This is a genomic window from Paenibacillus sp. GQ49 (assembly GCF_059759055.1).
In genome coordinates this window covers 79536-96550 of record NZ_JCAXEL010000024.1, presented here as the reverse complement: position 1 = coordinate 96550, position 17015 = coordinate 79536, and the positions used below count along the sequence as shown (strand labels likewise).

Here is a 17015-nt window from a genome sequence, read left to right as displayed (position 1 = left end):
GAACGTATGAACAAGTGCTTCCGATTAATTGTATGCATTGTATTCCTGCTCCCTCTCCTTACCGGATGCTGGGATCGCCAGGAACTGAATGAACTTGGCATTATGCTGGGTCTTGGTGTAGACAAGGATGGCGATTTGATTAAAGTGAGTGCTCAGGTCGTCGTGCCGAATGAAGTATCCTCCAAATCAGGGGGAGGGAATGGCACTCCTGTCACGCTGTACGAAGCGTCCGCGCCCACACTGTTTGAAGCAATTCAAAAGCTGACCGAGACAAGCCCACGCCGCATATTCATGGCACATATCCGTGTACTGGTGTTTGGTGAAGAATATGCTCGTAAAGAGGGCATCTACGATGTCATGGAAGCGTTACTGCGAGAACCTACTGCTAGACCCGATTATTACGTCATGGTTGCACGAAATACCACAGCTTCCAAAGTACTGGACGTACTTACTCCATTGGAAAACATTCCTGCGGAGAAGTTATTTAATTCTTTGGACGTGTCTGCCAAGACCTGGTCTCCCACAACAACCGTTACCGGAGACCAATTAATTGAATATATGCTGACGCCTGGAATACAGCCTGTAATCACTGGTGTAGAGATCGTTGGCAATTTAGCGAGAAGCGGAAGCAAAGATAATATTGCGACAATCAAGTCTCCCGCCCGACTGAATTCTACGGGATTAAGCATCTTCAAAAAGGACAAACTGATCGGCTGGTTAACGGAAGATGAATCGAAAGGATACAACTACATCCGCGACAATGTGGTGTCTACCATCAGTCACATGCCTTGCCGAAAGGGAGGAAATGTGACGTTCAAAGCTCTCCGTACCAAAACCCAACGAAAAGCAAAGGTCATTAACGACCAGCCTGTGATCCACATCAAACTCAAAAATGTGTCTTCCATTGGTGCAGTAGAGTGCGGAATCAAAATTGGTTCAATGAAAACGCTCAAAGAGTTGGAAAAGGACAGTGAGGAGCGACTGATAGACCTGATGGAAAAATCCGTGAATTCCGTTCGACGAAAATTCCATACCGACATTTTCGGATTCGGTCAGGAAGTATATCATGCCGATCCTAAATTTTTCAAAAAGATTGAAAAGGATTGGGATCAATATTTTGAGAATCTGGATGTTACGTATGAAGCCAATGTACAGATCAAACGTGTAGGTACACTGGACGATTCATTCAAGGAGGATTTGAAGGAGTGAGACCGGATGTTGATTACAATTACTGTCATTGTCATAGGAGGCCTCGTAGGCTTGGTTGATCTTCCAGGTCTTATCCGCCGCAAGGAATGGAGGGAAACAGCTGTGTACAGCGGAATGCTCGTCATAGCCACAGGGTTCAGTGTGATTGCAGCCAACCTGTGGGATTTCCCCAGTCCGCTCTATATCATCATGTGGATCTATGAACCTGTTAATCAATTCCTGGCACATCTGACAGGAACCTAGAAAAAGGAGAGGACCATTATGCTGGAACAGGGGCGCCTTGGAACAAGACAATTGACCACTCTCATCTTTATGATGGTGGTCGGGGATATGATGCTGATCTACCCCTCGGTTATCACGTCCTATGCCAGACAAGACTCCTGGATTTGTGCTTTTATAGGCGTTCCTCTGGGGATGGCACTGATGGCCATGATCCTGAAGTTATGTAGTATGCATCCAGAAAAAAATCTGGTGCAGATGGCACGAAGCATTCTAGGGTTCTGGCCAGGTACTTTCTTTTCCTGCTTCTACCTGTTCTTTTTCATTATTGGTGCTTCCACGCATACGAGAGAAGTCGGCGATTTCATGACCACTCAAATCTTCCCGTACACTCCCATTCGCATCATCATTCTGATGTTTGTCATCGTGATCGCCTGGGGAGTGTCTCACGGATTAGAGGCGATGGGACGAAGTAGTGAATTACTGATGCCTGTCGTTATTGTATTTATTGTCGTCCTTGCAGTCTGCCTGCTTCCTCAGATTGATACCAGAAATTTGAAGCCAGTAAGTGATACGAGTGTTGTCTCTATCTCGCAGGGCATCCTGGTAAGCATTATATATCCCATCGGTGAAGTCGTTCCCATCATGATGATACTGCCCTATGTTGCCAAGCAGGCTCATCGAACACGGGACGTAATTATTGCAGCTGGCCTAGGCAGCTTGGTATTGGCAACGCTTGTTACCATATCGTTGCTGGTCTTGGGTGCCTTTCTTACGCAACATAACATATATGCTTCTTTTGTTTTGTCCCAGAAAATTAGTATAGGGGGGTTTTTTGAACGTATTGAAGCGATTATGGCTTCTTCCTGGCTGATCTCTACGTACTTCAAAGCGATGATATACTTATACGCCTTTATTGTTGGTTGTGCAGAACTGTTCAAGCTTAAGCAGTATCAGATGCTGGTACTCCCTGCGTCCATACTTGTGTTCGGATTAGCCAATCTGGTCTCACCCAGCATTACCTTTATCGTGATCACCATTGTTCCATATTGGGTAGACTGGGATACCACACTGGGGATCATTCTGCCGGGCTGTCTTCTGCTGATACAATTGCTCAAGTCTTACAGAAAATCATCGGTTACTCCAAACAATTCCTCACAGGAATGAGTGCTTTTTTGGAGGGAAGGAGCCTGGTGTGGATGGAAAGATGGATTTCATCCATGAATATCATCCATGCTGAATATAGAGAAGGAGAACGGTGTCTATGTTAATTAAGGAGAAAATCACCATTAGGCAATTTGCAGTCCTTACCTTTCTCGTCATGATTGGGGACATGATTCTACTCTATCCCTCCGTGGTTACTGCTTCCGGTAAACAGGATGCATGGATCTGTTCTCTTATCGGTCAACCGATTGGCATACTTATCATGTGGGTGCTATACAAACTTCATCAGACCCACCCTGATCTTTCCCTTATTGAAATCTGCCAAAAAATACTTGGCCGGTGGGCAGGGTCTGTTTTGGCAGCTGCATATCTATTTTATTTCGCCATAGGCGCTGTCATATGTATCCGTGAAGTCGGTGACTTTATGACCACACAGATCTACCTTCAGACCCCCATTCGAGTTATTCTAATTATCCTTATGTGCGCTCTGGTCTGGGGGCTTATGCATGGCTTGCATACAATAGGAGGAAGCAGTGAAATGTTGACTCCGATCGTTGTTGCATTTATGATTCTATTATTTCTGGGACTGATGCCCCAAGTAAACAGTTCAAATCTACAGCCTTATTTGAACACCTCGTGGCTCCATCTGATTCAGTCTATCATTAGAGGGGCATTCACTTCCTTTGGTGAACTAATCGTGATCACCATGGTTCTTCCTTATGTGATGTCAGGGCCTCACATCAAACGAGACATGTTACTCGCTACTTTATGTGGAGGACTGCTGCTAACCACACTGTTGGTCATTTCACTGATGATATTTGGCCCCTTTCTGACCCAACATGAGATCTACATCTCCTATACCCTGTCCCAGAAAATTAATATCGGCAACTTTTTCGAGCGAATTGAGGCGTTCATGGCAACCGCTTGGTTAATTGCTACCTATTTCAAGAGTCTGCTGTATATGTTCTCCTTTGTCGTTGGAACAGCTCAGCTATTTCGGTTAAAGACATATAAACCTCTCATCCTGCCATCAGCGATGTTATTATTCGCGTTAGCTGTACTGATTTCTCCCAATGTCATTTTCTACACCAATACGATTATGCCCGCTTGGGTGGATTGGGATATCACGGTAAGCTTTATTATTCCGCTATTCCTTCTACTCGTGCATCGGCTTCGTTCTGGCAAGAGCAAGAACAATTCAACCAATCAAAAACGATTGCCCACCTAAAAAGGCTGTGTTCACGGTAAATTCCGCGAAGCACAGCCTTTAATGATGAAACGGTTAAGATGTATTTATTCACACATGTCTAATTCATTAATTACAATGTCTTCAAAGCCTCAAGTGCTGCCTCGATATGTCCTTTGACCCGAACTTTGGACCAGTCCTTGATCAATTTCCCCTCTTCATCAATTAGAAAAGTGGAGCGAACCATACCCATGTACTCCTTGCCATACATTTTCTTCAGCTGCCATACACCGTATTGCTCGGCTACAACGTGCTCTTCATCCGATAACAAGGTAAACGGCAGTCCATATTTGGCAATAAACTTGTCATGTTGTTTCATCGGATCGGTGCTGATTCCGAGAATGACCGTGTTCAGCCCTTCAAATTCAGCATGTCGATCCCGGAAATCACAAGCCTGTTGTGTACAGGACGAGGTCATATCTTTGGGATAAAAATAAAGCAGCACCCGCTGTCCGCGGTAATCCGAAAGCTTTACCGATTCTCCCGTACTGGACGGAAGCTCAAAATCCGGTGCCAATTCGCCTACTTTTAACGTCATGTCAGTTCCTCCCTAATCTCCCCCATGAATTACTATAGGGCGTTATTATGAACCTGCTCCGCGATAACGCTTCACGCCAAAATTCCACAAAAGCAAGCCCATGGAGCCAAATACCAATCCCATCACAGGTGTAAGCAGCGCCATGCGATGCATCTCGGACCTTTCCAGGAACAAGGCAGCGGGATAGATCCCCACGAAGGCAAACGGAATGATCCAGGTTAACAGCACCTGAATGGCACGGTTATAGATCGTTACAGGGTAGCGTCCATATCCTTGAATGTTATACATCAACGGCAGGATACCTGTTGGCGCGTCCGAATAAAAGGATAGTGAAGTCAATGTGGTATAGATGCCGGCATAGATCATCACTGAGCTGAGTGCCAAAATAATCAGTGCCGGGATATGCCACCATTCCAGCATCAGACCCATCTCTGCTCCACTGAAGATCATGATGATCAGGCCGATAAACGAGCCCACGAGTGCGGGCGGATCTACATTTTCAAGCAAGATCTGGAACAGGTTATGTGCAGGACGTGTCAGGATCCGATCCATCTCACCTTTGACGATGTACCGCTCACTGAATCCCCACAGATTGATAAAACAACTGAAGATGCCATAGGGCACCATAAAATATCCATAAACAAAGAGCACTTCACTCTCACTCCAGCCCCCAAGGTTATCCGTATGACGGAAGACCACAAAGATAAAGATCAGGTTGGTTGCCTGGAACAGCAGATCCGATAGGATCTCCACCCAGAAATCAGCACGGTACGTGAGTCGTGTTTTCATGTAATTCTTCAAATATTCCCAGATCAGACCCATATAGTACATATCTGTTATCCCCCTTGCACGAACAGACGCTTGCGCGCCTTACGCCAGATCAATACCATCGGAAGCAGCAGTACGGCAAACCAGAACACCTGAATACCGAGCACACTCCAGATGGCGGTACCTTCCACTCTTCCCGTGAACACGGAACCGGGCAGATACGTAATGGCCTGAAAAGGCAATACTTTCATCACCGCGGACATCCAGCCTGGATACAGGCTGATCGGGATGATTAGACCAGAGAACAAATCAACCACGACGCGTTTCATACGCATCATGCCTTCATTGTTTTCCACAAAGAATGCCGCCAGTCCCGTTATCACATTAATCTGGGAATTAATGAGGAAACTGAAGAACAGCATGACGAGAAAGCCAATCCACGCCGATGGCGCCGTAGGCAATTCAACCGGGAACAGCAGAATGGCGATGAGCATCCCCGGAATCATGAGGAGCAGGAAGCGGAAAATACCTTCGCCAAGACCCTGCATCATTTTGACCATAACGTAATTGATCGGCCTGATGAATTGAATCGCAATGGAGCCATCCCGTATATCTGCGGCAATCTCCCGGTCCAGGTTGTTAAAGTAAAAGGCACGTGCCATCCAGGATACAGCGATGTAAGTGGTCATCTGCGCTGCCGTGAAGCCGCCGAGTTCACCACTGCTACCGTAAATGGCTTGCCAGGTAAAGTAATACACGCCGATATTCAGCGTATATATCAAAATGCCGGAGTAATAATTCACCCGATAAGCCAGCATCGTTAGAAAACGGATGCGCATAAAATCAATAAATGCACTATTCATCTCAGGATACACCCACCACTTCTTTCCCTGCTCCCACAATCTCGGGACGCTCGGCGGAACCCGATTGGTAAATACTGCGCACAATCTCATCCGTGTTAATCTCGATAATCTGAATATCGGTAATATCAGCCTGACCAACGACACGTCCGAGTACATCTGAGACATTCAGTTCCAGCGGAATCCATACAGATGCGGACAATTCATTCTCTACCGTCCAACGGACAGGCAACTCAGCAGTCCATTCCTGCATCTGACTGATGTTGTGAGCTGAACCAAACTTGAAGCGGATCTCGCGCTCCTTACCCCACTGGGACTTGAGATGATCCAGACCTCCATCATAGATGATGTTGCCTGCATCAAGCATGATCACCCGGGAACACAGGGCCTCAATGTCCTGCAAATCGTGGGTTGTGAGCAGAATGGTCGTTCCATGCTCCTTGTTCATGTCTTTCAAGAAATCCCGAATTTCAGACTTCACCACAATATCCAAACCAATAGTTGGCTCGTCCAGGAAAACAATACTCGGATTATGCAACAAGGCTGCCACTAATTCGCAGCGCATACGCTGACCAAGACTGAGCTTCCGCACCGGACGACTTAGCAGGTCCTGAAGTTGTAATCGCTCAACCAGTTCATCCAGCCGTTTACGAAAATCGACCTCTCCGACACGATATACTTTGCGCAATAAATGGAAGGATTCGATAACGCCAATATCCCACCACAATTGACTGCGCTGACCAAAAACAACACCAATATTCTGTACAAACTTCTCCCGTTCCTGATACGGAACATATCCACCAACCGATATTTGCCCTGAAGTAGGCACCAAAATGCCGGTCAACATCTTGATCGTTGTTGATTTACCGGCACCGTTCTCCCCAATATATCCGCATATTTCGCCCTGCGGAATCTGAAATGAAATATCATTTACAGCCAATACCTCTTGGTATTGACGTGCAAACAGGTCCTGGAACGCGCCCTTCAGCCCACCTCGGCTTTTCTGGACGCTAAACGACTTGCGCAAATCTTTGACATCAATCGCCAGCATGATTATACCTCACTTGGATTTTGTTGAAATTGCTTGTAGCCCAAAAAGAAATTATAATGGTATCAGTCAAAATTCAGCAAGCTTTAAAAATAGTCTGGAGCCGCGTCTTGTGCCTGATGACGATGGAGACGTGAGCGGAAGGCTTCGGCTAGATTATAACAGAAACAACTTTGGACTTATTTTATATTTTATCTCAATTACAAAGGAGAGCTAGCATGACCAGAAAGACGAAGAGAACCATCTGGATTTCTCTTGCCGCCTTCGTGTTAATTATTGGAGGAGCAGCGACATATTATTTCGGTTCTATTCTCAATCAGTTGGACGGTTTGGCAAAGGACGGTGACGATTCACCATTCGCAGGTATCGAGAATGTGGAGAAAGTAAATACTCCTGACCCACCCAAATGGGAAGGCACAGAAACGGTAAATATTCTCGTTATGGGTGTCGATGCACGTGGATTGAAAAAAGGTGAAGTTCCTCGCTCCGACAGCATGATGGTTGTATCGCTCGACCCTCTTACCAAAAAAATTAATCTGTTCTCCATTCTGCGCGACACTTACGTCAATATTGACGGGTACGGTAAGGAGCGGATCAACACCGCGATCACGCATGGCCCTAACGTAGCGATGCAAGCTGCGGGCGACCTGCTCGGCATTCCTGTACAGTATTATGTGTATACGGATTTCCAGGGATTCATCAAATTGGTGGATGCCGTTGGCGGCGTGGATTTTGATGTGGAGAAGGACATGCACTATACAAGTAAAGCAGACAATAACGAATACGATATTGATCTCAAAAAAGGGTATCAGCATCTGGATGGCGAGACAGCGCTCATGTACGTTCGTTTCCGTCATGATGCGATGTCGGATTTCGCTCGTTCCGAGCGTCAGCGTGAGTTGCTGAAAGCTGTAACAGCGAAAATGCAGTCAACAACTACCATTGCCAAACTGCCTGCCATTCTGGAACAGGTTAATCCTTATGTGGATACAAATCTGACACTCTCCGATATGTGGAAGCTGGGTGGACTCGGATACCAGAGCAGCATGAACGGCAGTGAGCAGATTCCACCAATGAACCTGCTGAAAGAAGAACGTACAGCAGGCGGTGCGCAAGTATTGACGGTTACCAATGAAGAGAAATTGAAGCAGCATATTCAGGATATTATTCACCCGCCTGCTACAACGGATGATAGTACAACCAGCACCGAAGATAAAACAGCCAGTGGTGACGATCAGAAGTCAGAGCAACCGGCTCAGTAATCTAAACATGCAGAGGGCAGCCATTACGCTGCCCTCTCGTTGTGCCCGGCTATACTATTATGAGAAAATCATCATATCTTTCTGTGGTTTGTTTCTTTATCATATTTTGAATGACGAAAGGAAGTTATCTTATGAATACATCACGTTCCCGTTCCGAACTTCTATACGCAGAAGCACTTGAACATATTGTAGGAGGTGTTAACAGCCCTTCACGCTCGTTCAAAGCCGTTGGTGGCGGTGCACCTGTATTTATGAAAAAAGCCAAAGGTGCCCACTTCTGGGATGTCGATGACAACCGTTATATTGATTATCTGGCCGCTTACGGTCCGATTGTTACAGGACATGCCCACCCGCATATTACGCAGGCCATTACGGAAGCAGCAGCAAATGGCGTGCTGTACGGTACCCCAACAGAGCTGGAGATCAAGCTCGCCAAAATGCTGAAGGAAGCCATTCCTTCCATGGATAAAGTGCGTTTTGTAAACTCCGGTACAGAGGCGGTCATGACTACGATTCGGGTAGCTCGTGCCTACACTAAACGCAACAAGATCGTAAAATTCGCCGGATGTTACCACGGTCACTCGGATCTGGTGCTTGTCGCTGCCGGTTCTGGCCCATCTACGCTGGGTATCCCGGATAGTGCAGGCATTCCAACCAGTATTGCGCAAGAGGTCATCACCGTGCCTTACAATGATCTGGACAGCCTCAAAGCTGCACTGGAGCGTTGGGGTGACGATGTTGCTGCGGTTATGGTTGAACCCATCGTAGGTAACTTCGGTATGGTTATGCCGGAACCTGGCTTCCTGGAGGGTCTCTGTGCCATGACACGGGCCAACGGCTCACTGGTTATCTATGACGAGGTTATTACGGCTTTCCGTTTCCATTACGGTTCTACACAGACATATGCCGGACTCGATAATCATGCGGAGATTGAACCCGATCTGACAGCTCTTGGCAAAATTATTGGCGGCGGCCTGCCAATCGGTGCTTACGGCGGCCGCAAACATGTTATGGAGCAGGTTGCCCCACTCGGCCCTGCTTATCAGGCGGGAACGATGGCTGGTAACCCTGCATCCATCTCGGCTGGTATCGCATGTCTGGAGGTCCTGCAAGGTGCGGGTGTGTATGAAGAGATGGAACGTCTTGCTATCGACCTGACAGCAGGTCTGCAAGCTTCTGCTGACCGTCATGGGATTGCACTGACGATCAACCGGATTCGTGGTGCGTTCTCCACCCATTTCTGTAATCATCCGGTGACGAACTACGATCATGCTCAAGACACGGATGGAGAGCTGTTTGCTTCCTTCTTCCGTCATATGCTGGACCGTGGCATTAACCTCGCTCCATCCAAATATGAGGCCTGGTTCCTGACCACGGCTCATACAGACGAGGATGTTCAGGCTACATTGGAAGCTGCAGAAGCTTCCTTCAAGGCGATGGCTCAGGAATAAATCGAATTATTTCTACACTATAGCGTACAAGCTGTATTGTAGATGGTTAAGAACTCATGGAAAAGGCGTCCAACAAGTGATCAACTTGTGTGGACGCCTTTTGTTATTTACCGACAATATTCCGATTCTTTAAATTATTTCTGCCTGATCTGAAGTTTTAAAATTTCTTCCCGGATCTTCTGCATCCCTTCCTCAATTCGCTGCTTCGGCACGTTGGAGATGTTCAAGCGCAGCATCTGATCCTGATGCACCTGATATGTTCCCTCCGGATAATACCGTACTGTCGTATCAACGATGACTCCGTGCTTTTGAAGCCGGGACAGCAGAACACGAAGCGGCATATCACCCGCCAAAGGCAATACGGTATGCTCCCCTCCTGTTCGAGGAGCGTCCATAAATGGAGCAAAGTCTGGATATGTGTCCAGTTGCTCATGCACCGTGTTCATCCGGGCAGCATAGCGGTTACGAATCACTTTCCTGTGATGAGCAAACATTCCGCTGTGGACATAGATCTCAAGAGCAGCTTGAGACAGAACGGAAGTGTCGATATCGAGCATTTTTTTGTAAGCCCCAAAAGATTGAATTAGGGGTGAGGGCAGAACCGCTACACCAATGCGCAGACCTGGAAACAAAATTTTGGAATAACTCTTCAGATAGATGACCCGGCCTTCGGTATCATAGGACCATAACGGGTCCTGTTTCGTATTGTCCTCCAGATCAGCCAGATAATCGTCCTCCACCAAATAGACATCGTACCGCTGTGCAAGCCGGATTAGTCTCTTCTTGTCAGCAACAGTCAACGATGTGCCAATCGGATTGTGAAAGCGCGGCATGACATAGAAAAACTTGATATCTCCTTCAGCAAACTGACGTTCAAGCGATGCCCAGTCCAGCCCATCCAGGGCACGTCTCACACCGGCAATCGGCACATTCAATCCACTCAGTAGCGAGGGCATATTGTGATAGGTCGGTAGTTCAAGCAGTACTTTTCTCTTTCCGTTGGGAAAAGGCATCAATGCCAGTACAGCCAGTGCCTGTTGCACACCTGATGTGATGAAGAACTGCTCCGATCTGGCAAATACCTGATAATCCGCAAACTGCTTCTGCAACAGCATGATAAGCGAAGGTAATCCCTGATCTGTTCCATACATAAATAACTCTGCTTGCTTCTTCTCCATCGCCTGATCCACACAATGACGAAAGTCTGCATAAGGGAACACCCTTGGATCGGGAGCCGCTGAAGCAAAGTCCAACGCTCCCTGCCAGTCCATATCCTGAGCACCTGTCCCGTTCTGTACGGCATAATAACCGGATTGAGGTATGGCATACACCAAATGCCGCTGCTCCAGCCACTCATATGCACGAATTGCTGTGCTTACACTGCATTGATATTGTTCTGCTACAACTCGAACTGCTGGAAGACGGATGCCCTTATCTGCCCACTGGCGACGATCCTGCTGCAGCATCTGTTCCTGGATCCACTGCTTTAATGCTTCGGCAATCAATTCGTATTTTCTCACTGCACCCATCCCCCCACAACTGTACCGTTACAGTTTACCCTTTTATCTATTGTAGCACGATGCACCTGGCAGTATATTGAATAAGGCCAGCACGTGCCTCGGACCTGACATAATTCAGGATAATGGAAGATAAAGCGCTAGGACTACTGTATTGGAGGAGCATTCATGAACACAACACACACTCGGGGATACGCTTATATCGCAGCTGTATTGTACGCAGCTATAATCGGTCTATCTTTTTTATTTGTTAAAATGACCGTCACGGTTGCACATCCCATTGATGTGCTTGCCCACCGATTCGCGCTGTCGCTGATCGTTGTCAGCATTCCTGTCATTTTTGGCTGGATCAAAATCCGACTGAGCCTTCGTGATCTGTGGCGAATCATTCCACTGGGGCTTTTATCTCCCGTCTTATTTTTTGCCTTTCAAGCCTTTGGACTTGTCTCTTCCAACTCATCGGAAGCGGGTATTATTCAGGCCATGGCCCCTGTATTCACACTTGTTCTCGCTTCAGTCTTCCTGAAAGAACGCACATCCACGATGCAGAAGCTGTTCCTGCTTCTATCTGTTGCTGGAGTGGTCTTTATTTTCATGATGCAAGGAAGCGGCATGTCTATAGGTAATCTGAAGGGCATTGCATTATTGCTGCTATCCACAGTCTGTTTTGCAGGGTATGGTGTGCTTGCAAGACCATTAACCCAGAAGTACAAACCAATGGAATTAACCTGGGTCACACTGATGGTTGGCTGTATCGTATTTAACGCCGCTTCCCTGATCCGGCATGCGTCCAGCGGTTCCATGATGGACTACATCAAACCACTTGGAGATACATCCTATCTGGGTGCACTCGCCTATCTAGCGATCCTCTCCACCATGATCTCTACCCTGCTTGCGAGCTATGCCCTGACCCATCTGGAGGCTTCGCAAATGAGTGTATTCAGCAATCTGTCCACGCTCATCTCCATCGTAGGAGGTGCGTGGATATTGCATGAACCAGTGGGAAGCTACCACTATATTGGTGCATTGTTGATTATCGCCGGTGTGCTTGGCACCAATATGAGCGGTCGCAAACAGAGGCTGGTCAGTGAGATCAAAGCGTGAAAGAGATTCTTATCGAAGGGACCCGTGAGGCCAGGAAAGCGGCCCGGGAAACGATGTTAAAGGTAAGAGAAGCCATGAGTATTCGTTATTTCGACTGACGGTATGAAGCGCTCCAATCACGTTAACACTGCTGAGGACAGTCTATTGGGAAAAGGAGACCCCTCAGCATGAAACGAACACAGCCTTCTTTTTTGCAAGCTATGATGTTGATCATGTTGTCCGTTGGCTTGATCAGCCATGTTCTGATTATTCCTGCCCTTTTGGCTGCGGCCAAAAGGGATTCTTGGATTTCCGTCCTGTTATCAGCCGGGCCATTTCTGATATTTGCGCTAATGCTCGCCTATGTCTCTCGGTTCCTCCAGCATCAAACTCTGCATGAATGGTTAACATCTCGTCTCGGCAAGCCTATCGGCCTGTTCTTTCGAGTTGGGAACAGTCTCTTTTTTCTGAGCGTAATCTATTTCACCCTGCACGATACCACGACTTGGGCCAAAACAAACTACCTGACAGAGACACCAGTTTTGGTAACCAGTATTGCCTTAATGTCTCTCTGTGCCTATGGGGCATATAAAGGCATCCGCTCACTCGCATTTACGGCAGGATTGATCCTTCCACTAGTGGTACTGCTGGGCTTCTATGTTGCAATTGTGAACACTCAATACAAGGATTACAGTCGTCTCCTGCCTGTGTTAGAACATGGCTGGCATCCAGTGCTGAATGGCATGATTTACAGTCTTGCAGGCATGTTTGAACTGCTGTTCATCTGGTATATCCAGCCTCATCTCACCAAACGTATACGTGTATGGCAGTATCTGATGCTCGCACTCATTCTTGTGGGACTGACAGTCGGCCCACTCATCGGGGCGATTGTGGAATTTGATCCTTTTGAGGCTGCCAAAATGCGATATCCCGCCTTTGAAGAATGGCGAATTGCCTCTTTGGGAAAGTACATCGCCCAGACCGACTTCTTTTCCATCTACCAGTGGCTCGCAGGCTCGTTCACCCGGATTAGTCTCGCCATGTATATTGTAGTAGAAATATGGAATATTAAGAGCTCTACCAGAAGGCTTATCAGTTGTATCTCGTTAGGTGTCTTCTTTATTCTAACCATGTTGTATCCTCTGGATGATATGACCTTCGAAAAGCTTCTGGTCGAATACATATTCCCGTTCAATCTCGTGTATCTGAGCGGACTTGCGATTATCGCAACGACGGTTGCCTTTATCCATTCACGCCATCAGAGGAGGAAACATCATGGAGCATCAAGCGATTGACACCATGTCCCATGAAACACTGCTTGCCTCTTTGAAAGAGCAGTTCAATCCATGTGCAGATGTCGTTATTCAGACCTTTCCTGTCAAAGATGAATCTGATCAGCCCGTAATTCTGCTTTATTGCGACGGTCTCGTCGACGGTAAACAAATTAACCAATTTATTATCCCCCGTCTGGAACAGCACTCCCTGATCATTGAGGAATCACACCCTAAAGAACTGGGATTAACGTTGAATCCGTTGGATGACCTCACAGATACTAACAAGCTCAATATGTTGATATTTAGTGGACAACTAGTGATCATTTTCGGTAATGGTGTGCAGTCCTGCAGTGTGGATATTGCTGATATCCCTGGACGCAGTCCAGAAGAATCAGCCATTGAAACATCAGTTAAAGGCCCGCGCGACGGATTCACCGAAGAACTCACTACCAACGTGGCCCTTATACGCAAACGAATGAAAACATCTTCGATGTGTTATGAGAAATATGTCAAAGGCGGTCGTACCCAGACAGCCATTGGACTTCTATATGTAAAAGATATTATCAATCCAGATATTCTAAAAGAAGCTCGGCACAATCTGGATCAGATTGAGATTGACGGCATTCTGGGCACCTCAATCATGGAGCGAGCTGTCATGGGAGGGATTCGGAGTATCTTTCCACTTACAGATAATACCGAGCGTCCTGATTTTGTCGTCGATTCCCTGTTAAACGGTCGTTTTGCCGTTTTGATCGAAGGTTCTCCTGTAGCAGTCATTGCGCCAACTACACTTTTCAATCAATTGAAGTCTCCGGAGGACGAAAGTACACCCTTTTTTATCGTTACTTTTGAACGGATATTACGTATTTCAGGGCTGCTGATCGCCTGTTTCTTCCCAGGTTTTTATATTGGCCTGACCAGCTTCAATGTGGAACAGATTCCCCTGCCTCTTCTGGCAACGATTGCTGGCACTCGAATGGGCCTGCCAATGCCTGTTACGCTGGAAGCGTTCCTGATGATTTTTATGTTCGAGCTATTCAACGAAGCAGGGCGTAGGTTACCACGTGCGTTGGGGCAAACGGTAAGCGTTGTCGGCGGGCTTATTATTGGGGATGCTGCCATTAGAGCCGGGATTACGTCCCCTACGATTATTGTCACGGTTGCGATCTCGGTCATCTCCAGCTATATTCTCGTGAATACTGTACTAAGCGGGGCTACTGCACACATTCGGATCGGGATGTTACTCGTCTCTTCCATTCTTGGATTATTTGGGTTTATGATCGGACTATTCGCCCTGTTGGTGCATCTCGTATCGTTGGAGTGTTATGGCGTATCCTATCTGTCACCTGTATCTCCCTACATTCCCGGAGACTTCACTCAGGCCGTATCCATGCCACCTTCCATGAAAAGAACCAAGCGCCCAGAAGCACTTCATACACAGGATTCTACCCGCCGGAGGAAACGTCCGTGAAACGATGGGTATCCATAAGCGGCCTTCTTATAAGCTGCTTGATCCTGCTAACGGGGTGCTGGGATTCCAAAGAGGTGCAAAGTATAAACTTCATTACAGCGATAGGAATCGACTATGTAGACAACCAGTATATTGCTTATGCCCAACTGATTGACTTCTCCAGTATTGCAAAACAGGAAACGCCAACTTCCCGGGAGACTAGGGATATCTGGACTGGACGGGGCGAGGGTAAAACACTGAGTATGGCTATTAACGATTTGTATGAAACGTCACAGCAGCAAACGCTCTGGACTCATGTGAAAGCTATTGTTTTATCCAAAAGAGTCTTGGATGGGCGACTGGAGGATATCTTTAATACACTTCTTCATTCAGGCCAATTGAGATATACACCCTGGATCTACGCTACAGAGCATAACATTCCGGATGTACTCTCTCCCTCTGCATTGTTGAACCAATCCGCCCAGACCATTGAATTATTTGAGCCCATGAGACTATACAAACAGCATTCTGGTTACGAACCTATCCGGCTCCATCAGCTTCTCGATGGATTACGGGAACCAGCTTCCGTCGTTCTTTTACCCTCCGTTTCAACGAGGAACGAGACTTGGTTCAACGGCGATAAAACGCCTCCCCTTGTTAAAATGGATGGATTTTATGTGATATCCAAAGGTACAAGTCAGGGTAGAGTTGCAGGAGCAGACGCAGATGGTACACGATACGTAAATTATGAGCGGGTACATCAGTACCCACTATATGTATATGGGAATGGTGGAAAAACTCCTGATTTAACCTTGTTGCTTCATCATCCCAAGACAAAAATCAAGGCGAGGAAGCAGGGTGATGGCGTCACATTTGATCTGGTTACCTCGGTCAAAAGCACCATCACCGAAGATCATGGGGCTCCTCGGTCTCCAGATGCCATGGAACAAGAAGCCGAGAAACAGATCGAATCCCAAATCCGAGATACGTTTGAAAAAACCAAGTCACGCATGATTGATTCCTATGGTCTTGTGGAACACTTATATCGCCACAACCTTCCCTTATGGAAACAGGAAGTCAACAACCGGGCGGATCCACTCAAACGTTTTAAGCTTGGAAAAGTGGAGGTTCACGTGGATATCCTGAATGCGAGCACGTATAAATACAGCGAATAAATGAAGAAATAAAAGCCCCGTACCTGCATTGAATGCAAGGTTACGGGGCTTCTTACCATCTCCAGCTATGCTGTCGATTGGGGAAGTTATCCTAATGGATACGCCATGACACTCATCAAAGCCAATTCAGGCTGGGTCGTGTCCAAACGACTGTACTGGACGATAACCGGGATATTGCTCGAAACCGTAATCGCATAAGGCACGCCCGGCGGAATAGACTGTTCTCCGGAGCGAAGCGATGCAGTCCGAATATGCTTCGTCCTTCTTGCTGGCACTTCAGCGACCATACCTTCGAGTGGTTCTCTGTCTTCAAAGTAAATCGTGATGTGCAGCTCCGCATCCGTGGCACTGGTGTTCAGTACACAGACGCTCTCATGACTCTCCAATGTGCCCCGGCTCTCCGGGGGAATGTAACCATCCGGAATAACCCAGTAGGTATGACCTGTGGCTGCTGAAACATTCTTACCGGCAGATGTGCCTGATTCTGTCTGGTCAGGTGTCATTGAAATATATCCTCCTTTTTTTGCGATTTGTAATATTAGGTTAAAAATCCGTGGGCTCGCGGGGCAGTCGCTTCGGCGGACGGATCGGGCTGTGGGCCGCTGTTGGCTCGGGATTTCTTCGGCTCATTCGGGGGGGCAACTCTTAAAACCCGTGGGCTCGCGGGGCAGCCGCTTTGGCGGACGGATCGGGCTGTGGGCCGCTGTTGGCTCGGGATTTCTATTCAATTCCCCCTCAGCAGGGGAAATCC

16 protein-coding genes are annotated in these 17015 nt (G+C 47.3%); 10 read left to right on the top strand and 6 right to left on the bottom strand.

Annotated features, from left to right (window positions below; all coding sequences use genetic code 11):
• Positions 1 to 6: 6 nt before the first annotated feature.
• The 4 genes from AC6CIF_RS28000 to AC6CIF_RS27985 all read left to right on the top strand — a co-directional run bounded on the left by AC6CIF_RS28000 (position 7) and on the right by AC6CIF_RS27985 (position 3820).
• The gene (locus AC6CIF_RS28000; RefSeq protein ID WP_498202363.1) at positions 7 to 1209 is read left to right on the top strand and encodes a Ger(x)C family spore germination protein; all 1203 of its coding nucleotides are present in this window, start codon (positions 7 to 9) and stop codon (positions 1207 to 1209) included.
• A gap of 6 nt (positions 1210 to 1215) precedes the next feature.
• On the top strand, positions 1216 to 1452 hold the full coding sequence (locus AC6CIF_RS27995; RefSeq protein ID WP_017690729.1) for a hypothetical protein: 237 nt from the start codon (positions 1216 to 1218) through the stop codon (positions 1450 to 1452).
• 18 nt (positions 1453 to 1470) lie between these two features.
• Positions 1471 to 2595 carry a GerAB/ArcD/ProY family transporter gene (locus tag AC6CIF_RS27990; protein ID WP_498202362.1) on the top strand — a complete coding sequence of 375 codons (1125 nt, stop codon included), beginning with the start codon at positions 1471 to 1473 and terminating at the stop codon, positions 2593 to 2595.
• A 97-nt stretch (positions 2596 to 2692) separates the two neighbouring features.
• Positions 2693 to 3820, top strand: a complete 1128-nt coding sequence (locus AC6CIF_RS27985; protein ID WP_498202360.1) for a GerAB/ArcD/ProY family transporter — start codon at positions 2693 to 2695, stop codon at positions 3818 to 3820.
• Between the two features lie 91 nt (positions 3821 to 3911).
• Here the strand turns inward: AC6CIF_RS27985 and bcp are convergent, their stop codons facing one another.
• Genes bcp through AC6CIF_RS27965 form a run of 4 tightly spaced genes read right to left on the bottom strand, consistent with a single transcriptional unit; the run spans position 3912 to position 7055 of the window.
• On the bottom strand, positions 3912 to 4376 hold the full coding sequence (gene bcp / locus AC6CIF_RS27980; protein WP_498202359.1) for a thioredoxin-dependent thiol peroxidase: 465 nt from the start codon (positions 4374 to 4376) through the stop codon (positions 3912 to 3914).
• 45 nt (positions 4377 to 4421) lie between these two features.
• Positions 4422 to 5207 (bottom strand): ABC transporter permease, encoded by a 786-nt coding sequence (locus AC6CIF_RS27975; protein WP_036614076.1) that lies wholly within the window; start codon positions 5205 to 5207, stop codon positions 4422 to 4424.
• A gap of 5 nt (positions 5208 to 5212) precedes the next feature.
• Positions 5213 to 6007 carry an ABC transporter permease gene (locus AC6CIF_RS27970; protein WP_036614077.1) on the bottom strand — a complete coding sequence of 265 codons (795 nt, stop codon included), beginning with the start codon at positions 6005 to 6007 and terminating at the stop codon, positions 5213 to 5215.
• A gap of 1 nt (position 6008) precedes the next feature.
• Entirely contained in the window at positions 6009 to 7055 is a 1047-nt protein-coding gene (locus tag AC6CIF_RS27965) for an ABC transporter ATP-binding protein (protein WP_498202358.1), read from the bottom strand.
• Positions 7056 to 7270: 215 nt separating this feature from the next.
• Here AC6CIF_RS27965 and AC6CIF_RS27960 point away from each other — a divergent pair, with 215 nt between their 5' ends.
• Together AC6CIF_RS27960 and AC6CIF_RS27955 are read left to right on the top strand one after the other, a co-directional pair.
• Positions 7271 to 8314, top strand: a complete 1044-nt coding sequence (locus AC6CIF_RS27960) for an LCP family protein (protein WP_076217174.1) — start codon at positions 7271 to 7273, stop codon at positions 8312 to 8314.
• Positions 8315 to 8445: 131 nt separating this feature from the next.
• Positions 8446 to 9765, top strand: coding sequence for a glutamate-1-semialdehyde 2,1-aminomutase (locus AC6CIF_RS27955; protein WP_498202357.1), 1320 nt, complete (start codon positions 8446 to 8448; stop codon positions 9763 to 9765).
• A 134-nt stretch (positions 9766 to 9899) separates the two neighbouring features.
• Here the strand turns inward: AC6CIF_RS27955 and AC6CIF_RS27950 are convergent, their stop codons facing one another.
• On the bottom strand, positions 9900 to 11294 hold the full coding sequence (locus AC6CIF_RS27950) for an aminotransferase-like domain-containing protein (RefSeq protein ID WP_498202356.1): 1395 nt from the start codon (positions 11292 to 11294) through the stop codon (positions 9900 to 9902).
• Positions 11295 to 11450: 156 nt separating this feature from the next.
• Between AC6CIF_RS27950 and AC6CIF_RS27945 the strand changes: the two genes are divergently transcribed.
• The 4 genes from AC6CIF_RS27945 (at position 11451) to AC6CIF_RS27930 (ending at position 16264) form a co-directional block, all read left to right on the top strand.
• Positions 11451 to 12386 (top strand): DMT family transporter, encoded by a 936-nt coding sequence (locus AC6CIF_RS27945; protein WP_498202355.1) that lies wholly within the window; start codon positions 11451 to 11453, stop codon positions 12384 to 12386.
• A gap of 167 nt (positions 12387 to 12553) precedes the next feature.
• Positions 12554 to 13660, top strand: a complete 1107-nt coding sequence (locus AC6CIF_RS27940; RefSeq protein ID WP_498202354.1) for a GerAB/ArcD/ProY family transporter — start codon at positions 12554 to 12556, stop codon at positions 13658 to 13660.
• Positions 13641 to 15110, top strand: coding sequence for a spore germination protein (locus tag AC6CIF_RS27935; protein WP_498202353.1), 1470 nt, complete (start codon positions 13641 to 13643; stop codon positions 15108 to 15110). Before AC6CIF_RS27940 ends, AC6CIF_RS27935 begins: the two co-directional genes overlap by 20 nt.
• Entirely contained in the window at positions 15107 to 16264 is a 1158-nt protein-coding gene (locus tag AC6CIF_RS27930; RefSeq protein ID WP_498202352.1) for a Ger(x)C family spore germination protein, read from the top strand. The genes AC6CIF_RS27935 and AC6CIF_RS27930 overlap by 4 nt, the downstream gene beginning before the upstream one ends.
• Positions 16265 to 16350: 86 nt before the next feature.
• Here AC6CIF_RS27930 and AC6CIF_RS27925 read toward each other — a convergent pair whose 3' ends face one another.
• Entirely contained in the window at positions 16351 to 16767 is a 417-nt protein-coding gene (locus AC6CIF_RS27925) for a sensory rhodopsin transducer (protein WP_498202350.1), read from the bottom strand.
• Positions 16768 to 17015 lie beyond the last annotated feature (248 nt).